Consider the following 17,155-nt stretch of genomic DNA (forward strand, 5'->3'; position numbering starts at 1 on the left):
GTCAGGTTCGCCGAAATGACTGGTTGTACAGTTGTTGTATCATTAGCGCCGGAATATTGACATCAAAAGCTTGGGGAGAAATCGAACTACCATCGCTGACGGTGAAGGTGAAATCATCTAAAGCATCGCTAGTCAGGTCATTGATGGCAGTCGCATTGGGAGTATAGGTGTATTCTCCAGTTTGGGTGTTGAGTGTGAGAGTGCCATATTTACCCTCTTTGGTAACAGTGTTATTCGTGACATCGACAATACCGTCGCTGATGCCATAGACAGTACCATCAGGGTTTGTCCCCGCCAAGGTGCCGGTAATGTCGGTGCTGCTGTCTGTTAGGTTTGCCGAAATGGATGGTTCTAAGCTTGGTGTGTCTTTAGTCGTCGTAATGTTAATCGTTAAGGCCTGACTAGCACTTGAACTACCATCGCTGACGGTGAAGGTAAAATCATCTAAAGTATCGCTAGTCAGGCTATTGATAGCAGTCGCATTGGGAGTATAGGTGTATTCTCCAGTTTGGGTGTTGAGTGTGAGAGTGCCATATTTACCCTCTTTAGTAACGGTGTTATTCATGACATTGACAATACCGTCACTGATGCCATAGACAAGGGTTGTGCCGATGTCTGGGTCTGTACCAACTAAGGTGCCTATAATGCTGGCGAAGGTGTCTTTCGCGCTGGTATTGACTAGGTTTACAGGGGTGAGTGCTTGTAAGGTTAATGTGTCGTTAACATTAGAGATGTTGATGGTGAAAGCTTTTTCGTAGGATGAATTAGTTTGATCTGTGGTGCGGATACGGATGCTGTAACTAGACTTAGCTTCAAAGTTTGGGGAAGTATTAAATTGTAGTTGATTGCCGTTAATAGTAAACAAATTATTATCAGTGCTGCCAGTACCAGAGACTAAGCTGTAGGTAAAGGTGTCGCCTGTGTTGGGGTCAATGCTGCTGAGAGTGCCGATGACAGTATTAGTTGGACTATTTTCTGCAACGATGAGTCCAATGGGGTCAAAGGGAGAGGAAATATTGACTATTCCAGAGGCCAGTTGGGTAGTGACATTACTGCTATCTCCGCCAAAGCTATCATCGCCCCAAGTAACGACAGAACCATCAGATTTCAACGCGGCAAAGGCACCAAATGAGGAAAAGATATTGATGACACCAGAGGTCAGTTGGCTAGTGACGTTACTGCTATCTCCTCCACTACTGCCCCAAGTGACAACAGAACCATCAGCTTTCAACGCGGCAAAAGCAGAACCTGTAGCATATATATTTATGACACCAGAGGCTATTTGGGTCGTAACACTACTACTATCTCCGCCAAAGCTATTATCACCCCAAGTGACGACAGAACCATCAGCTTTCAACGCGGCAAAAGCAGAACCTGTAGCATATATATTTATGACACCGGAGGCCAGTTGAGGTTTGACTTTACTGCTATCTCCGCCATCAGAATTAAAGCCCCAAGTAACGACAGAACCATCAGATTTCAACGCGGCAAAGGCAGAACCTGTAGAAAAGATATTCGTGACACCAGAGGCTATTTGGGTCGTGACTTTACTGCTATCTCCGCCATAGTAACTACTACCCCAAGTGACAACAGAACCATCGGATTTTAGCGCGGCAAAGGCATTTGCTGTCGAAAAGATATTCGTAACACCAGAGGCCAGTTTGGTCGTGACACTACTGCTATTTCCACCAAAGCTACTATCGCCCCAAGTGACGACAGAACCATCAGCTTTCAACGCGGCAAAGGCATTTGCTGTCGAAAAGATATTCGTGACACCAGAGGCCAGTTGGGTTGTGACACTACTGCTATCTCCGCCATTACTGCCCCAAGTGACGACAGAACCATCGGATTTTAATGCGGCAAAGGCATTCGTTGTAGAAAAGATATCCGTGACACCAGAGGCCAGTTGGGTTGTGACTTTACTGCTATCTCCGCCATTACTGCCCCAGGTGACAACAGAACCATCGGCTTTCAACGCGGCAAAGGCAGTACTTGTAGAAAAGATATCCGTGACACCAGAGGCCAGTTGGGTCGTGACTTTACTGCTATCTCCTCCATCATAATCAAAGCCCCAAGTGGCAACAGAACCATCAGCTTTCAACGCGGCAAAGGCAGTACCTGTAGCATATACATTGGTGACACCAGAGGCCAGTTGAGTAGCGACTTTACTGCTATCTCCTCCATAGGAACTATCACCCCAAGTAACTACAGAACCATCGGATTTTAGCGCGGCAAAGGCAAAATAATTCCTATAAGTTTGACCGTCTGTTTCACCACCTCTTTGTGCAGTCGATTGTTGTAATAAAAGCGTGTTGCTGATGGGGTTGAGATTAATGGCTGTTGGTGCTGCTAATAAACCGGGATAGTCTATTAACGCTTTTTCTGCAAAGGGCGCATTTATTTTCTCTACACCGGATTGAATATCTAGTTCCCATGTGCCGCCTTGAGTGGGTGCGCCAACTTTACCAGTAGCCGCAAATATTTCTGCGCCTGTCAACCATGCCAATTCTCTGATGAACTGGGCATCTTTTCCGACTTCGCAACTGTAGAGGGCAATTTCTTTAACGTTCCACTGTTGCAATAATTCGGCTTGTGAGTGAATTTCTGCTCGATTGATGGGTAATTTCCCAATTTGCAAGACTCCGGCTGTACCGTGAGCAGCGATCGCTAATCGTTTTGCTTTTGTTTGTGATAATAAGTTTGTAATAGCTATTAGTGCATCGTCTTGGGGTGTAAGAGTATAACCCAAGGAATTAGGTGATAAGGCAGCATACAGAATCTCAAGATTCTCAACACGGTTGTCAAAAATTACTAATGTCTCACACTCAATCAATCCTGGTTGTAGCTGTTGATAGTCGTTGAGATTATCTAAATTGAGTTCAGATTCAAGGTTGAAGCTGCTAAAAGAAGCAAATAATACTGTTGTTGACATAGTTTGTTTTATTTCAATTGCTGACCAACCAGCCAAAAGCCAACCCAATTCACTTGTGTATGGGGCGCAACTAGGTAGTTCTATGCCGTAGTTGTGAACTAAATTGCAGTTTAGTTCTACCTGCTATTAGCTGTATATTTAATAACTCTTATTTTTTGTCTAAAAATCCGGAATGATTGGTGTGAAAAACCTAAAATACCGAAATATATGGACTTTTAACAAATAAATTTTTAAATGAAGTGTGTTGAGCTAGTTATAACTACGTAGAAAATAAGTAATATATTCTAATAAAGTATATGTTTGTAAAAACTAGTAAACCTCTGCTGGCTTGTAGCGACTGGCGTGGCAGAGGAAAGGTTTGTGCAATCCTTTACAGTTTATCCTTCTTATCTTTCTCTTAACCTTCAACCTTGTGCTTGCGTGAGAAAATCCTAACTATAAAAAAGTAATCTGTTCAATTAATGAGACTTAAACAAAAAATTGCCTGAAAACCCTATCAAACGTATACACAGAAAAACTTTGACATCGTTTTACCTAGTTTCTTGATATATCTGGGTTTGAAGCATTTTTGAGCAATGTGTGTATTTTCTTTGCCCTGTATAGGTTTGAGCCTTGTTTCTGGCTCAAAAATGTTTAAGTCCCTTTAGGCAATTTTTTATTTCTACTACAAAGGATTTCAAAAATGAGCAAGAAGTTAAGCATTACTATTGTAAGTACCGTTGTAGCAGCGACGGTTTTTCTCAACAGCAATTCGCTATCTGCACAAATGGTAATGACACCAAAAGATACATTTGTGGGTTTATGGCAAGGTGTTGATGAAGTGGATGGTGGTAATTCGCTCCGTTCGATTCTGCCATCCCAGTTCGGCTTGAAAGTAGTTGGTCGTGACACATGGCATGGCCCTTGTGGCTATGGCGATCCTGCTACTGTCTTAGGACAGTTAAATATGTCACAAGGCTCTCTGGTCGGTACTTGGAATTTGGATTGCCAAGCAGGAGAAACAGCACAAAGTGGCGATCGCTCATATAAAGTTCGTTATACCTACGATGCTTCAACAAAAACTTTGACAGAAACACTGCTTGATCCAAATACAGAGAAACCGATCAATCGCATACCTATTGTTTTCTTTCGTATTGCTCCTTCTTTCACATTGCCTTACAGATAATTTGGCTATATATCAGAAATCTGATTTAAATCTTGGAGAACGGCGGCGGCTGATTGATAGCGATCGCTAAAATGATAGCGCACCATTTTATCTAAAATTACGGCTAGTTCTTCATTAATTTGCACTCTATGCCGCCACATGACATTCCCTGTTTCTGGGTCTGGTTGTAATTCTTGCGGTTGTATACCAGTAATAGCTTGAATTGCTATCATTCCTAAAGCATAAATATCGCTAGATAAGCGAGGATGACCAGCAAATTGTTCTGGTGGTGCATATCCTCGTGTTCCAATTGCAACTGTAGCTAATTCTGTTTGTTCGCTAGTTTGTGGTTGCATTAATTTGACCGCACCAAAATCAATTAATACTAGCCGATTATCTTGATTACTTCTGATAATATTATTCGGTTTAATATCTCGATGAATTACTCGATGCTCATGTACAAATGCTAAAACTTCTAACACACCCTTGAGCATTTCAATTACAAAACTTTCATTTTTTACACCTTGCACAGGTGGTAATTCTTCATGTAGGGTATGTCCTGAAATATATTCTTGTACTAAATAGAATTCTTGCTGATCTTCAAAATAGGCCAGCAATGCCGGGATTTGTGGATGCTTACCCAAAGCTTCTAAAATTTCTGCTTCCGTATTAAATAACCGTCGTGCAACTTCCAAAAATTTGGTATCTCGACGTGCTGGCATTAACTGTTTCACCACACAAATCGGATTTCCTGGACGCTGAGTATCTCTAGCTAAGTAAGTTCGCCCAAATCCACCAGAACCAAGCACTCTAGAAATTTGATAACGTCCACCTAAAAGTAAATCACCAGTTCTTTTTTCTGGTTGTGAAATAGTGGGGGCTGGTGGAAGATTTTGGTCACGAATTGTACTAAATTGTGTAGGGGCAGCAGTGTTATTTAAGAGAAGATTTAATTGAGCGATCGCTTCTTGTTGTTGTTCAACTTGCAGAATAATTAATTTTGTTTGTTGCTGCGTTTGGTATGTAGCGTAAACCACCAATCCTACACTACTAAACACTAAAGCTAAAGCAGGCGGAATCAACGGTATCCAGCCAGCCAAAAGAAACAAGCCAACACAAATTCCTAGCAAACCAGCGAGTATTACACCGTCTAAAACCAGCAACAACACTGGATGCCGGATTTTCCAACCTAAAATACTGCCTAATAATGCCCAACTCCACACCCATACTAATTCAGCCCAATTAGGCCAGTACCAAATCAGTGGTCTGCCATCCAGAACTGTACTAAGAATTTGGCTGGCTACCTGTGCATGGATAAATACAGTTGATGTTCTCACTGGCTGTTTTGGATCAGCACTGTAGGGTGTATATACACCAGGATGAACACTTGCAGCCGTAGTCCCAATAATTACTAAACGATCTTTGAATAAATTAGGGTTAAGTTGACCGTTGAGAACTTGCGTTAAAGTTACTTTCTGAGCCAGATTATTAGGATGGCGGTAATTTATTAATATTTGATATCCTGCGGCATCTAACCCTTGATAACTGCCAGAATTAGCCGTAAGTATGGGAAAATAAATTTTCCCAATTTGGAAATTATTATTATCAGAAAAATCTATATTTATACCTTGTTTTTCTAAATAATTAATGGCAACTAAAGCTGCAAATGAAAAATGAGTTGCACATTTATTACTATCTATTGGGTCAGCAAATAATAAACCACGCCGAATAATTTGGTCTGATTGATTATCAGAAATTAAATCTGTAAAGCCTACATTGTCTATAGGAAAATTAGGTGGTGTAATTTCCTGTCTACCCCTACTGCTTAACAGGCAGGCTGTAATAATATTATTTTTATTGGCAATACCTGCGGCAAGATTTTGTTGTTCTGGTCGATAAATATTTAAACCAATAACACGCGGTTGATATGATTCTAGTTTTGTTAACAGCCGATTGATTATGTCATCAGATAAAGGCCATTGGAATCTTGCTATATCCTCTTCAGTAATTGTAACCAACAAAATTCGCTGATCGAGTGCTTGGGCGGGGCGCGATCGCAACATTTTGTCATAAGCTTTTAACTCCCAAGATTGCAACTCTCCCAGTTCCCGAATTCCCCAAACCAAAGCTGTCACCCCCACGCTAGTCAGCATCACTATTTGCCACCAGCGAATGTTAGGAAAACTATCACGGTAATTCTTGTCTTGTGCTAACGCGGTTCGGAGTTTTTGTAATATTCCACTAATCACAGAGTTAATTGCAGGAGGAAGGAGGCAGGGGGGCGGGGGAGCAGAGGAGCGGAGGAGAATAACTTTTGACTATGGACAAATGATTAATGACTATTGGCTTTATACTTCATACTTTACATCGTTTAGTTTGTTATAAGAGTTTAGGAAATGATACTTTGTATAATCTATAGCCGGTTGCCAAATCACTAAATTATGTCAAGCGAAGCGATTAAAACAATTATTTCTGCCTACTTTAGCAACATTGCTGCGATGAATCCAGAAGGGTGGATAGACACCTTTGCGGAAGATGCTGTAAGTCATGATCCAGTTGGTGAACCACCAGTCAAGATTCATGAAAATTATCGCCAGTTTATCGGTCAATTACAAGCTGTGTTTGCTACATTAACACCAACAACTGAGCATATCTTTGTGGCTGGTAATGAAGCAGCTGTCAAATGGACAATGCAAGGAGTTAGTAAAAGCGGTAAGTCCGTGACTTTTGAGGGAATTACAATTTTTGAGGTTAACCAAGATGGCAAGATTCAAACAACGCGCGCTTACTGGAACCCAGCGCAAATGATAGCGCAACTACGTGGTTAGATATACAGTAGGCAACAGGGAATGAATAGGCAATAGGCATGAAAACATCTTATATATTGCTTTTTAAAGAAAATTTTTACCTCATTTACCTGCAATCTGCTGTAAAATCCCATTTCCTACTCTTTACAAGTGTAGGAATTTAACCCCAAATCAAGATTTTTACACAAAACGTCGAAAACTTACACTTGTCAAATTCCCTACTCCCCATTCGCCACTCCCTAACATTGGAACGTCGAAAATTTCTCACCACCTGCGCTTTAGCTACCTTAGCCACGCAGATAACCCCAGTCAAAGCTATATCTCCCAACACTATTATTAAACCGCCCCGCCTACAACCAAACGACACAGTAGGATTAATTGCGCCTGCGGGTATTTTTGAACCCAAATATATTGAAATAGCTAAGGGATATCTCACCGCATTAGGGTTAAAAACTAAGCTAGGCAACCATATTTTAGATCGTTATGGCTATCTAGCAGGTAAAGATAGCGATCGCGCCGAAGATGTTAACGCCATGTTTGCAGATAATTCCGTCAAAGCAATTTTGGCGATGCGTGGCGGTTGGGGCTGTAATCGAATTTTACCCTTACTCAACTATTCCTTAATCCGTTCTCATCCTAAAATTTTAATGGGATACAGCGATATCACTTCATTATTATTAGCAATTAATGCCCGCAGTCGAATTATTACTTTTCATGGCCCAGTCGCTACCTCTACATGGACTCCGTTTATGCTGGATTACCTCAAACGGATTTTATTTAATGCGGAAGCTGTCACTCTGAAAAATAATAATAATGTGAGTGAAGGGCAAGTTCAAACAATAGTATCAGGAAAGGCAAAGGGTAAACTTGTGGGTGGTAACTTATCAGTGCTATCTGCAATGGTTGGTTCACCTTATCTACCTGCTTGGCAGCAAAAAATATTATTTGTAGAAGATACAAATGAGGATGTTTATCGTATAGACAGAATGCTAACGCAGTTAAAAAACGCAGGAGTACTCAATCGAATTTCTGGCTTTATCTTTGGTCAATGTACTGATTGTAGTATGGGAGATGAGCCATCGCTTACTTTAATGCAAGTCTTGCAAGACCACATTCTCCCGTTAAAAATTCCAGCTTGGTATGGTTCGATGATTGGGCATATTCAAGATAAATTTATCTTGCCAATTGGGGTGGATGTAGAAATAGATGCTGATGCAGGAACTATCAGTTTTTTAGAGGCTGCTGTTATATAAAAATTATTGATTTTCATAGATACAAGCTTTCGGCTTTACAATATATTTTTTCTGGAGCTTGATTAAAATATTTAAATAATGCCGGACATAACCAACCTTCCATACTTTTTTCATTCCAGCGATACCAGTTACCGTTATATTCTTCTCGCAACCAAATTAGTTCTGCTTGATAACCAGGGAAAGGACTGGCAGAAAATAGAAGTTTAAATCCTTCATCTACATTAGCTATACTCTGAACTAAGGTCTCTATCATCTCAGGCACACCACTAACAAATGGTTCTTTGATTAGACCTAGACGCTCATCATCAAATACCCATGTTTGATAATGTCTATAGGGAAAAATAACCATCATTGAGTTAGTCATTAGTAATTTCTGGTTAAATAATTGGTGAAGAATGCCGTAGTAAAATTCGGAATTACAACAGATAATAAAAGTTTAAACAAAATTTTTTCACTTCTGCTTCCTGTCTGATTTTCACGGTAAATATTTGCGTCTACCTAATTATGTGTCGTTTACTTGCCTACCTCGGTTCGCCTGTTTCATTAGAAAATCTTTTGTATAAACCAGAACATTCTTTAATTGTGCAGAGTTATCTACCGCGCGAAATGACTTCTGGGGTAGTCAATGCAGATGGTTTTGGTATGGGTTGGTATCATACTCAAAAAGATACTGATCCTTATATTTACAAAAATACAGTCCCGATTTGGAATGATGTTAACTTACCGCATCTGAGCCGATACGTTGAATCGAACTGTGTTTTGGCTTATGTACGCAGTGCTACCCCAGGACAAGCTCTAGATTTTGCCAATTGTCAGCCTTTTAATCATCAAAAATGGTTATTTCTGCACAACGGATACATTGAAAATTTTCGTCAAACGTTACACAGAAAAATCCGCAGCACTTTAACGCCCGATTTCTACGAAAAAATTTTTGGCAGTACCGACTCTGAACATTTATTTGCTTTATTACTTTCTCAGGCTCAAATTAATAGACATCGCCCGCCTGAATATGCTTTACGCACTAGTTTACTAGCGATCGCACAAATGGCAAAACGCCATGAAGTCAAGGTTTTAGCAAATATCATTTTGAGTGACGGTAAACGCCTAATTGCTTCTCGTTTTGCTATTGGTTCACCTGCACCATCTTTGTATTGGTTACGAGATGATCTCAATTTCCCTAACTCTGTGATTATTGCATCGGAACCGTTATTTACTGGTAATTGGAAACCTTGCCCAGAAAATAGCATTATCAGTGTGGGGGAAGACTATGATATCAAAATTGAGCAAATCTAATGCTAAAGAGACTATCTCTTATGCCTTAAATGAATGTCGTCTGAAAACCTTAAATCTGTTTGAAGGTGTAGACGATGCTACATTTCGTAGTCAATATCATCCTGATTTTAGTCCTGTTGGCTGGCATTTGGGGCATATTGCTTACACCGAATCTTTATGGTTGTTAGAACATAGCGCAGGTTGGCGGTGTTTGTTCCCCCAATATCGCAAGTTATTTGCAGCAGATGGTTTACCTAAATCGCAACGTGTCCAATTACCAAATCTGCCAGAAATCCGCTATTACTTGCACACAGTTCGAGAAAAGGTGCTTGAGCATCTGGAAGTGGTTAATATTGAGCCAGAAGAACGTCTGTGGCGATTTTTAATTCAGCACGAAAGCCAACACTGCGAGATTATTAGCTTTGTGTTGGAAATGGCGAAGCGTCATCAGTTATCAGTTAACAGTTATCAGTTATCAGTTAATAGTCATCATGATATGGTGATGATTCCGGCTGGCGAGTTTGAGCAGGGGAACAACTCTATTGATGCTTTGGATAATGAGATTTCTGCTCATAAGGTATATCTAGATACATATTGCATTGACCGTTCCCCAGTGACTTGTGGGCAGTATGGTGAATTTATGGCGGCGGGAGGCTATGAAAATCCTGAGTGGTGGTCGGAGGCTGGGTGGCAATGGCTACAAGTAGAAAAGGTGAAACAACCACTTTATTGGCATAGCGATCGCAGTTACAATGATCATCCAGTCTGCGGTGTTAGTTGGTACGAAGCCGAGGCATACTCACGGTTTGTCGGGAAGCGTTTACCCACAGAAGCCGAGTGGGAAAAAGCAGCTAGTTGGGATGCAGAAGCTAAACGTCGTCGCACCTATCCTTGGGGTGAAGAATTGCCCACAGATGAATATTGTAATTGCGATCGTCTGATTGGTACAACAACCCCAGTCAATGCCTACCCAAGCGGACAGAGTGCTTACGGTTTATTCGATACCCTGGGTAATGTTTGGGAATGGACAGCTTCATGGTTCGCGCCTTACCCAGGGTTCCAAAGTTTCCCTTACATCGGCTACTCACAAGTTTATTTTGACAATCAACACCGCGTTTTAAAAGGCGGTAGTTGGGCTACACGCCCTTGGTCGCTGCGTTCTAGTTTCCGTAACTGGTATCATCCGAGCGTGCGTCAGATATTCTCTGGCTTTCGCTGTGCAGCTAATATTTGATTAATAATCACTTAATACGATTTTAATGAGAAAATTCGTAAATCTAGCCCTGAGCAGAGATTAATCTAGCTCAGGCGCGATGATAGCAGCTATGGCTGTATGTTTCACTTACTGAGACAAGTTTAAGTTAAACAGTTATCAGTAAGCAGTTATAAGTCATCAGTGATGTATTTATCTCTATTTCAGAGTTCTTTAAAAAAGAAGCTTGTAGGCGTATGTGCGCCGCAACCCCATACACCTTGATAACTGATAACCGTGTACTGTTCACTGATTTATGCAACTCGGCGGAGGTTAAATGTCAATATCTAAAGCTGTTAGCAATACTTCTACCCAAAACAGTATTGAAAAACGTTTGCAAATAAAACGTTTGGTAGAAGCAACAAAAATAGTTACATCAACTGCGGGAAGAGATGTAGTTAAAGGATTAACTCAAAATCCTAAATCTTTACCAGCATATTATTTTTATGACGATCGCGGTTCTGAGTTATTTGAAGAAATTTGTGAGTTGCCAGAATATTACTTAACCCGCACAGAGAGAATAATTTTACAACAGTATGCCAGCGAAATTGCCGAAATAACTGGTAGTTGTGAATTAGTAGAACTTGGTAGCGGTAGTTCCACAAAAACCCGAATTTTGCTAGATGCTTACCAGCAATTAGGCTATCCTTTGCGCTATCTCCCAATCGATGTCAGTGCAGGGATGTTGGAAAATAGTGCTAGGCAGTTATTAGCAGATTATCCCGCACTGCAAGTTTATGCCCTAGCTGGAACATATGAAATGGCATTAGCACAACTCCCAACAACCGATTTACCTACTCGGATGATTGGTTTTATTGGTAGTTCTTTGGGAAATCTCAACGCGCAAGAGTGTGATGTTTTCTTTTCCCAAATTACAAGTGCTTTACAAGTAGGCGAATATTTTTTATTGGGGATAGATTTACACAAGTCCAAAGAAATCTTAGAACCTGCTTATAACGATAGCCAAGGGGTAACAGCCGCTTTTAACATTAATATGTTAGAGCATTTAAATCGCCGCTTTGAGGGCAATTTTGACAGGACGCAGTTTGAACACTGGTCATTTTACAACGAAGTTGAGCATCAAATAGAAATGCATTTACGAAGTGTGCGATCGCAAACTGTGCAACTAAAAGCTCTTAATCTTACCGTTAATTTTGACCAAGGTGAGACTATCCTCACCGAAATTTCTCGCAAATTCGACCTTGATACAATTCAGCAACAACTTCAAACAAAAGGCTTAGTTCCCATTCACACCTGGACTGACTCAAATCAGTGGTTTGGTTTATTGCTGTGTCAGATGCAAGCATAGAGAGGCTAGAGGCTAGGGATTAGTATTTTGATGCAGTAAAAATCAAAGGTTGAGATCCGGAAGTTTAGGGGTAGAGGGTGCAAGTTAGCCAAACCCTTACACCCTCTACCCTTACACCCAGTCTCAACAATTAATCTTTGTAGATAAATACTGGCAGTAATCTATACTTGATAATCCGCACTGGGTAATTAAATTACGAATTATCAATTACAGACTATCTTCTTCTGTTTCTATAGGTGGGTCTCTTATCTAACAGATGAACCGCCGCACCAGCCGCCGCACCATTAACACCATTTTTCCAGGTGCTTCTACAACCACCAGTAATTGCGCCTGTTAAGACACCTGCGCCTGCACCTACACCGACATCTTGAACAATTAAACGTCCGTTTCTTCTTCTAGCTTGTCTGGTTCTGACACCATTGGCAGCATTCACAGCAGCACCAGCCGCCGCGCCTGTAGCGGCATTGTTTAATAAAGAACCACATCCAGTTAAAACACCAGTTAATGCACCAGCACCAGCACCAATGGCTGCATTATTAAGAACTCGGTCATCAGCAGAAGCAGGTTGAGCCGGAATTAAGCTGGTTCCAGCTAGAGTAGCAGCCATCAACCCAGGTAGAAATGTACGTTTTAGGATATTTTTCATGGTAGTACCCTCTAGAAAATCTTACGATTGGTAGACAACCAAATTTTTATGCGGTCGCAAATCCTCTTATCTCTGATTTTAGACAAGAGTAATATTATGCTGTATACGGATATTTCTACAGTAATACAAATATAAATATATTTGTATCTACTAAAAGTTAGTATTTCTAATTGTCCTTAACAGCCTGTTGTATGTAATGAGTGGACAATAATTAAACTGACACATTGATTTAGAAAGAATAAATTTCACACTTCAAAAAGCTTGAATCCATTCTTTGACAAAGTATTCTATCCAAATGCCATTTTGCCAATAGGGGTCATTTTTAATTAATTGGTGGACAGTAGCTTCGTCATCAGCTTCGTAAATACCAAAAACTTTAGTGACATCTTTCGTGGGGCCGATAGTAATCAACACACCAGATTTTTTTTGTTCGGCTAAACCATCTAAATGAGCTTGACGGTGAGGTGCGCGTTTTTCTAAAACGTCGTCGCAGTAAGTTCCCCACATTACGTATTTAGGCATAATAAGTTTTAGACTTGCTGTAATAATTGGGTTGCATCTAAATCAACAAAAAATATCCAATTTTTGCTAATTTATGCCGCATTAAATATATTACCTTTCAACTTTTATAAAATCTACAATTTTCTTTTGCTGTTGTGTTGTGGTAGCAAAAGAAACAACTTAGAGAAAATCGACAAAGCCGTAGAGGCTAATTAGTAGTAATAATAATGCTGAGATCCGAGTTAACCGCGTTTGTGGTGAGGGTGCGATCGCTTCTCGCACTAAAATAGAAATAGCTGCTCCGATTGCATAGCTGAGGCACAATATCATATAGGGTAATTCATGTGTAATGCCCCAAATAGCTAATACTATCATTGCCAGCAATAACATTACCCCCTCTATGAAAGAAGGCGGGTTATATGCACTAGATACAATTATGCTATCCAACCAAAAACGCCAAAATCTCATACTCGCTGCTGAGTCAGAACCGAAAAAAACAACAAATTTTTAGGGACACAAAATCTTGTGTCCCTAGTTGTTTCTTTCAGTTAAATTAGCGTACACCCGTTTTAATTTGCCCTGTGCCGTTTTTCTTTGCAGAATCTTCTTCTGGGAGTTCGACACCAAAAACACGAGCAAAAACTTTCTCTACTTTGTAGCCAGAATCAATTGATTCTAGAGGATCTTTGCGTAGTCGGTGCCGTAGACACAGAGTAATTACACGCCGGATATCATCAAGGGTGACTTCGGTACGTCCTTCAAAGGCGGCTAATGCTTTGGCTGCACGGTTGGTAACAATATCACCCCGCAAACCATCAACATCTAACTCTGAACAAACTTCCGAAATCTTCACCCGCAAATCATAGTCAATTTTGACCTCTGGTAACAGAGTTTGGGCATTGACAACTTTCTGCTGTAATGCTTCTTGTTCAGTTTTGTGCTGTTCCAAAAATACAGGCGGATTTTGGTCAAATTCCGAGCGTTGTTCTACTATCTGCACCCGCAAAGCAGGTTCTTTGACAGTACGAATTTCCGCGTGCATCCCAAAACGGTCGAGTAACTGGGGACGCAATTCGCCTTCTTCCGGGTTTCCAGAACCAACAAGTACAAACCGCGCTGGGTGGCGGATGGAAATTCCTTCCCGTTCTACAGTGTTCCAGCCACTAGCAGCAGAGTCGAGTAACACGTCTACGAGGTGGTCATCTAGCAAGTTGACTTCATCCACGTAAAGAATGCCTCGGTTAGCTTTAGCCAACAAACCTGGTTCAAAGGCTTTCACACCTTCAGACAAAGCTTTCTCAATGTCGATAGTGCCGCATACCCGGTCTTCTGTAGCTCCCAATGGCAGGTCTACCATCTGGACTTTCCTGTGGTCTACGGGAATATCCGCACCTTGCTCTAGTTTTTGGCGGATTTCATCGCTCATCAGGTCGGGGTCGCCGGGGTGACTGTTGAAAGGGTCATTAGCAACTACAGGGATTTCTGGCAACAAATCCGCTAAGGCCCGGATAGTTGTTGTCTTGCCGGTACCGCGATCGCCCATAATCATTACACCACCGATTTTGGGATCAATCACGTTCAACAGCAGTGCCAGTTTCATTTCTTCCTGGCCTACAATTGCCGTAAATGGAAATACCACGCGACGCGCACTTGCCGTGGATTGAGCAGTTTGAGTCACTAAATTACCTTAACAATTTTTTTTATTACAGTTCTTTATTGTGCCATAGGGCGGGGGAAAAAGTGACTCGTGGAAGCTCCGCGTTTTCTTTTGCGTACCTCTGCGTTTAAAACATAGAATAGGAAAAGAAACTAAGCATATTTAACATCACGCTAATTAAGCATAATTCCCATGACCAGTTCTAAACGCCGCTATCACATTACTACCTTCGGTTGCCAAATGAATAAAGCCGACTCAGAGCGCATGGCTGGCATTTTAGAAGACATGGGCTTTGAGTTTTCCGAAGATCCGAATAATGCAGATGTAATTCTCTACAATACCTGTACCATTCGAGACAACGCCGAGCAGAAGGTATATTCTTACCTCGGCAGACAAGCAAAGCGCAAACACGAACAACCAGATTTAACTTTGGTAGTTGCTGGTTGTGTCGCGCAACAAGAAGGCGAAGCACTGTTGCGACGAGTGCCAGAATTAGATTTGGTCATGGGGCCACAACACGCCAACCGCCTCAAAGATTTGCTAGAGTCAGTGTTTGGCGGCAACCAAGTTGTAGCCACTGAACCAGTCCATATTATGGAAGATATCACCCAGCCACGCCGGGATAGTAAAGTTACTGCTTGGGTGAATGTAATTTATGGCTGTAACGAACGCTGTACTTACTGCGTCGTTCCTAATGTGCGTGGTGTGGAACAGTCCCGCACACCCGAAGCTATCCGCGCCGAAATGGCAGAACTGGGACGGCAAGGTTATAAAGAAATAACTTTGCTTGGTCAGAATATTGACGCATACGGTAGAGATTTACCAGGTGTTACAGCAGAAGGACGACATCTGCACACCTTTACAGAGTTACTATATTACGTGCATGATGTGCCAGGAGTTGAACGGCTAAGATTTGCTACTAGCCATCCCCGTTATTTTACGGAAAGGTTAATTAAAGCTTGTGCAGAATTGCCCAAGGTGTGCGAACACTTCCATATTCCCTTTCAGTCTGGGGATAACGATGTATTAAAAGCGATGTCACGGGGTTACACGCAAGAGAAATATCGCCGGATTATTGATACGATTCGCAAGTATATGCCAGATGCGTCAATTAGTGGCGATGCGATTGTTGGCTTCCCTGGGGAGACAGAAGCACAGTTTGAGAGTACCTTGAAACTCGTGGAAGATATTGGTTTTGACTTGTTAAACACAGCCGCCTATTCACCACGTCCAGGCACACCCGCAGCGTTATGGGAAAATCAACTGAGTGAAGAAGTAAAAAGCGATCGCCTACAAAGATTAAATCATTTAGTGAACGTCAAAGCAGCCGAGCGATCGCAGCGTTATTTTGGTCGCATCGAAGAAGTATTAGTCGAAGACCAAAATCCCAAAGATAAAACTCAAGTCATGGGACGCACACGCGGCAATCGTCTGACATTTTTTACAGGCGATATTAATGAGCTAAAAGGGCAATTGGTAAAAGTTAAAATCACCGAAGTTCGGGCTTTTAGCTTGACTGGTGAACCAATAGAAGTACGGCAAGCTTTGGTAGTTTAAGCAAATGTACACCACACTGAAAATAATTGCTTGTGAAGTCTTATTGAATGTCAGACTTATTGCAAAGAATTACAGTCAACCCAAAACAGTGTGGTGGCCGTCCATGCATACGTGGTATGAGAATTCGAGTATCAGATGTACTTGATTTATTTGCTGCCGGACTCAGCACCGAGCAAATCTTAGCAGAAATGCCAGATTTAGAGATAGATGATTTGAAAGCATCTCTCGCATACGCGGCCAGGAAATTGAATCTTTAGGCAAAGTTTATATGAATAGTATTCTATTAACTTCAGAGCAGAAAAAATTAGTCCAAAATTTACTAGCCACAGGTAAATTTAATGATGTCGGCGAAGTAATTCAAGCTGCATTATCACTCTTAGAACAAGAAACCCTTGCATATCAAGCATGGGTTGAGGAAACTCGTATCCTTATTGATGAAGGTATAGCATCATTAGAGAATGGTGAAGGAATTGACGGAGAGACTTTTGTTAATCACTTATTAACAGATTTACAAAAGATTAAAGAGTCTCAGAAATGAGCAAGTATATTATTTCATTACCTGCTTCTCGTGATTTACAACAGATTGCTGAATACTTCGCCACCGAAAATGTTGAAGCTGGAGAACGATTACTGCAAGAGTTTAATCGAAAATGCAGACAACTTGTTAGTTTTCCTAAGATGGGAAAACAATATGAAGATTTACGTCCTGGTTTACGGGGTATTCCACTAGATGGCTATATAATTTTTTACCAAACCATAGAATGATAATATCGAAATAGTTAGAGTTGTTAATGGTAGAAGAAATCTCAAATCACTATTTGAAAA

17 protein-coding genes are annotated in these 17,155 nt (G+C 41.1%); 10 read left to right on the forward strand and 7 right to left on the reverse strand.

The annotated features are described in order from the left end of the window. Position 1: 1 nt before the first annotated feature. Complete coding sequence (locus tag H6G76_RS08050; RefSeq protein WP_190698113.1) at positions 2–2,932, reverse strand: DUF4347 domain-containing protein; 2,931 nt, start codon at positions 2,930–2,932, stop codon at positions 2–4. A 682-nt stretch (positions 2,933–3,614) separates the two neighbouring features. Here H6G76_RS08050 and H6G76_RS08055 point away from each other — a divergent pair. Further along, a complete protein-coding gene (locus tag H6G76_RS08055) occupies positions 3,615–4,097 on the forward strand; it encodes a hypothetical protein (RefSeq protein WP_190698116.1) in 483 nt (160 codons plus the stop codon). Between the two features lie 5 nt (positions 4,098–4,102). On the opposite strand, the gene H6G76_RS08060 is transcribed toward H6G76_RS08055, so the two are convergent. Next, entirely contained in the window at positions 4,103–6,325 is a 2,223-nt protein-coding gene (locus tag H6G76_RS08060; RefSeq protein ID WP_190698119.1) for a CHASE2 domain-containing protein, read from the reverse strand. A 192-nt stretch (positions 6,326–6,517) separates the two neighbouring features. Here H6G76_RS08060 and H6G76_RS08065 point away from each other — a divergent pair, with 192 nt between their 5' ends. Both H6G76_RS08065 and H6G76_RS08070 read left to right on the forward strand, forming a co-directional pair. Beyond that, positions 6,518–6,904 (forward strand): nuclear transport factor 2 family protein, encoded by a 387-nt coding sequence (locus H6G76_RS08065; RefSeq protein ID WP_190698122.1) that lies wholly within the window; start codon positions 6,518–6,520, stop codon positions 6,902–6,904. A 224-nt stretch (positions 6,905–7,128) separates the two neighbouring features. Further along, complete coding sequence (locus tag H6G76_RS08070; RefSeq protein WP_190698125.1) at positions 7,129–8,136, forward strand: LD-carboxypeptidase; 1,008 nt, start codon at positions 7,129–7,131, stop codon at positions 8,134–8,136. A gap of 13 nt (positions 8,137–8,149) precedes the next feature. Here H6G76_RS08070 and H6G76_RS08075 read toward each other — a convergent pair whose 3' ends face one another. Further along, positions 8,150–8,500 (reverse strand): DUF6717 family protein, encoded by a 351-nt coding sequence (locus H6G76_RS08075; RefSeq protein WP_190698128.1) that lies wholly within the window; start codon positions 8,498–8,500, stop codon positions 8,150–8,152. Positions 8,501–8,640: 140 nt separating this feature from the next. Here H6G76_RS08075 and egtC point away from each other — a divergent pair, with 140 nt between their 5' ends. The 3 genes from egtC (at position 8,641) to egtD (ending at position 11,969) form a co-directional block, all read left to right on the forward strand. Then, the gene (gene egtC / locus H6G76_RS08080; protein WP_190698131.1) at positions 8,641–9,429 is read left to right on the forward strand and encodes an ergothioneine biosynthesis protein EgtC; all 789 of its coding nucleotides are present in this window, start codon (positions 8,641–8,643) and stop codon (positions 9,427–9,429) included. Next, positions 9,404–10,642, forward strand: a complete 1,239-nt coding sequence (gene egtB, locus H6G76_RS08085; protein WP_190698134.1) for an ergothioneine biosynthesis protein EgtB — start codon at positions 9,404–9,406, stop codon at positions 10,640–10,642. The genes egtC and egtB overlap by 26 nt, the downstream gene beginning before the upstream one ends. A 295-nt stretch (positions 10,643–10,937) precedes the next feature. Further along, complete coding sequence (gene egtD, locus H6G76_RS08090) at positions 10,938–11,969, forward strand: L-histidine N(alpha)-methyltransferase (protein ID WP_190698137.1); 1,032 nt, start codon at positions 10,938–10,940, stop codon at positions 11,967–11,969. Between the two features lie 214 nt (positions 11,970–12,183). Here the strand turns inward: egtD and H6G76_RS08095 are convergent, their stop codons facing one another. From H6G76_RS08095 to bchI, 4 genes are all read right to left on the reverse strand, one after another. Further along, positions 12,184–12,615, reverse strand: a complete 432-nt coding sequence (locus H6G76_RS08095) for a hypothetical protein (protein WP_190698140.1) — start codon at positions 12,613–12,615, stop codon at positions 12,184–12,186. A gap of 252 nt (positions 12,616–12,867) precedes the next feature. Further along, the gene (locus tag H6G76_RS08100) at positions 12,868–13,137 is read right to left on the reverse strand and encodes a YciI family protein (protein ID WP_190698143.1); all 270 of its coding nucleotides are present in this window, start codon (positions 13,135–13,137) and stop codon (positions 12,868–12,870) included. Between the two features lie 159 nt (positions 13,138–13,296). Beyond that, on the reverse strand, positions 13,297–13,584 hold the full coding sequence (locus tag H6G76_RS08105) for a hypothetical protein (protein ID WP_190698146.1): 288 nt from the start codon (positions 13,582–13,584) through the stop codon (positions 13,297–13,299). A gap of 85 nt (positions 13,585–13,669) precedes the next feature. Then, positions 13,670–14,794, reverse strand: coding sequence for a magnesium chelatase ATPase subunit I (gene bchI, locus H6G76_RS08110; protein ID WP_190698149.1), 1,125 nt, complete (start codon positions 14,792–14,794; stop codon positions 13,670–13,672). Between the two features lie 171 nt (positions 14,795–14,965). Here bchI and miaB point away from each other — a divergent pair, with 171 nt between their 5' ends. The 4 genes from miaB to H6G76_RS08130 are packed head-to-tail and all read left to right on the forward strand — an operon-like array spanning position 14,966 to position 17,095. Next, the gene (gene miaB, locus H6G76_RS08115; protein WP_190698152.1) at positions 14,966–16,330 is read left to right on the forward strand and encodes a tRNA (N6-isopentenyl adenosine(37)-C2)-methylthiotransferase MiaB; all 1,365 of its coding nucleotides are present in this window, start codon (positions 14,966–14,968) and stop codon (positions 16,328–16,330) included. Positions 16,331–16,377: 47 nt separating this feature from the next. Then, on the forward strand, positions 16,378–16,587 hold the full coding sequence (locus H6G76_RS08120) for a DUF433 domain-containing protein (protein ID WP_190698155.1): 210 nt from the start codon (positions 16,378–16,380) through the stop codon (positions 16,585–16,587). A gap of 11 nt (positions 16,588–16,598) precedes the next feature. Next, positions 16,599–16,868 carry a type II toxin-antitoxin system ParD family antitoxin gene (locus H6G76_RS08125; protein WP_190698157.1) on the forward strand — a complete coding sequence of 90 codons (270 nt, stop codon included), beginning with the start codon at positions 16,599–16,601 and terminating at the stop codon, positions 16,866–16,868. Then, on the forward strand, positions 16,865–17,095 hold the full coding sequence (locus H6G76_RS08130; RefSeq protein WP_242056345.1) for a type II toxin-antitoxin system RelE/ParE family toxin: 231 nt from the start codon (positions 16,865–16,867) through the stop codon (positions 17,093–17,095). Before H6G76_RS08125 ends, H6G76_RS08130 begins: the two co-directional genes overlap by 4 nt. The last annotated feature ends 60 nt before the right edge of the window (positions 17,096–17,155 follow it).

The sequence above is a fragment of the Nostoc sp. FACHB-152 genome, from assembly GCF_014697475.1.
Lineage (GTDB): Bacteria > Cyanobacteriota > Cyanobacteriia > Cyanobacteriales > Nostocaceae > Nostoc_B.

Excerpts from the sequence above, each read along its gene's own strand:
- H6G76_RS08050 (WP_190698113.1), bottom strand. The coding sequence starts at position 2,932 with ATGTCAACAACAGTATTATTTGCTTCTTTTAGCAGCTTCAACCTTGAA.
- H6G76_RS08055 (WP_190698116.1), top strand. The coding sequence starts at position 3,615 with ATGAGCAAGAAGTTAAGCATTACTATTGTAAGTACCGTTGTAGCAGCG.
- H6G76_RS08065 (WP_190698122.1), top strand. The coding sequence starts at position 6,518 with ATGTCAAGCGAAGCGATTAAAACAATTATTTCTGCCTACTTTAGCAAC.
- H6G76_RS08075 (WP_190698128.1), bottom strand. The coding sequence starts at position 8,500 with ATGACTAACTCAATGATGGTTATTTTTCCCTATAGACATTATCAAACA.
- egtC (WP_190698131.1), top strand. The coding sequence starts at position 8,641 with ATGTGTCGTTTACTTGCCTACCTCGGTTCGCCTGTTTCATTAGAAAAT.
- egtB (WP_190698134.1), top strand. The coding sequence starts at position 9,404 with ATGATATCAAAATTGAGCAAATCTAATGCTAAAGAGACTATCTCTTAT.
- egtD (WP_190698137.1), top strand. The coding sequence starts at position 10,938 with ATGTCAATATCTAAAGCTGTTAGCAATACTTCTACCCAAAACAGTATT.
- H6G76_RS08095 (WP_190698140.1), bottom strand. The coding sequence starts at position 12,615 with ATGAAAAATATCCTAAAACGTACATTTCTACCTGGGTTGATGGCTGCT.
- H6G76_RS08100 (WP_190698143.1), bottom strand. The coding sequence starts at position 13,137 with ATGCCTAAATACGTAATGTGGGGAACTTACTGCGACGACGTTTTAGAA.
- H6G76_RS08105 (WP_190698146.1), bottom strand. The coding sequence starts at position 13,584 with ATGAGATTTTGGCGTTTTTGGTTGGATAGCATAATTGTATCTAGTGCA.
- miaB (WP_190698152.1), top strand. The coding sequence starts at position 14,966 with ATGACCAGTTCTAAACGCCGCTATCACATTACTACCTTCGGTTGCCAA.
- H6G76_RS08120 (WP_190698155.1), top strand. The coding sequence starts at position 16,378 with ATGTCAGACTTATTGCAAAGAATTACAGTCAACCCAAAACAGTGTGGT.
- H6G76_RS08125 (WP_190698157.1), top strand. The coding sequence starts at position 16,599 with ATGAATAGTATTCTATTAACTTCAGAGCAGAAAAAATTAGTCCAAAAT.
- H6G76_RS08130 (WP_242056345.1), top strand. The coding sequence starts at position 16,865 with ATGAGCAAGTATATTATTTCATTACCTGCTTCTCGTGATTTACAACAG.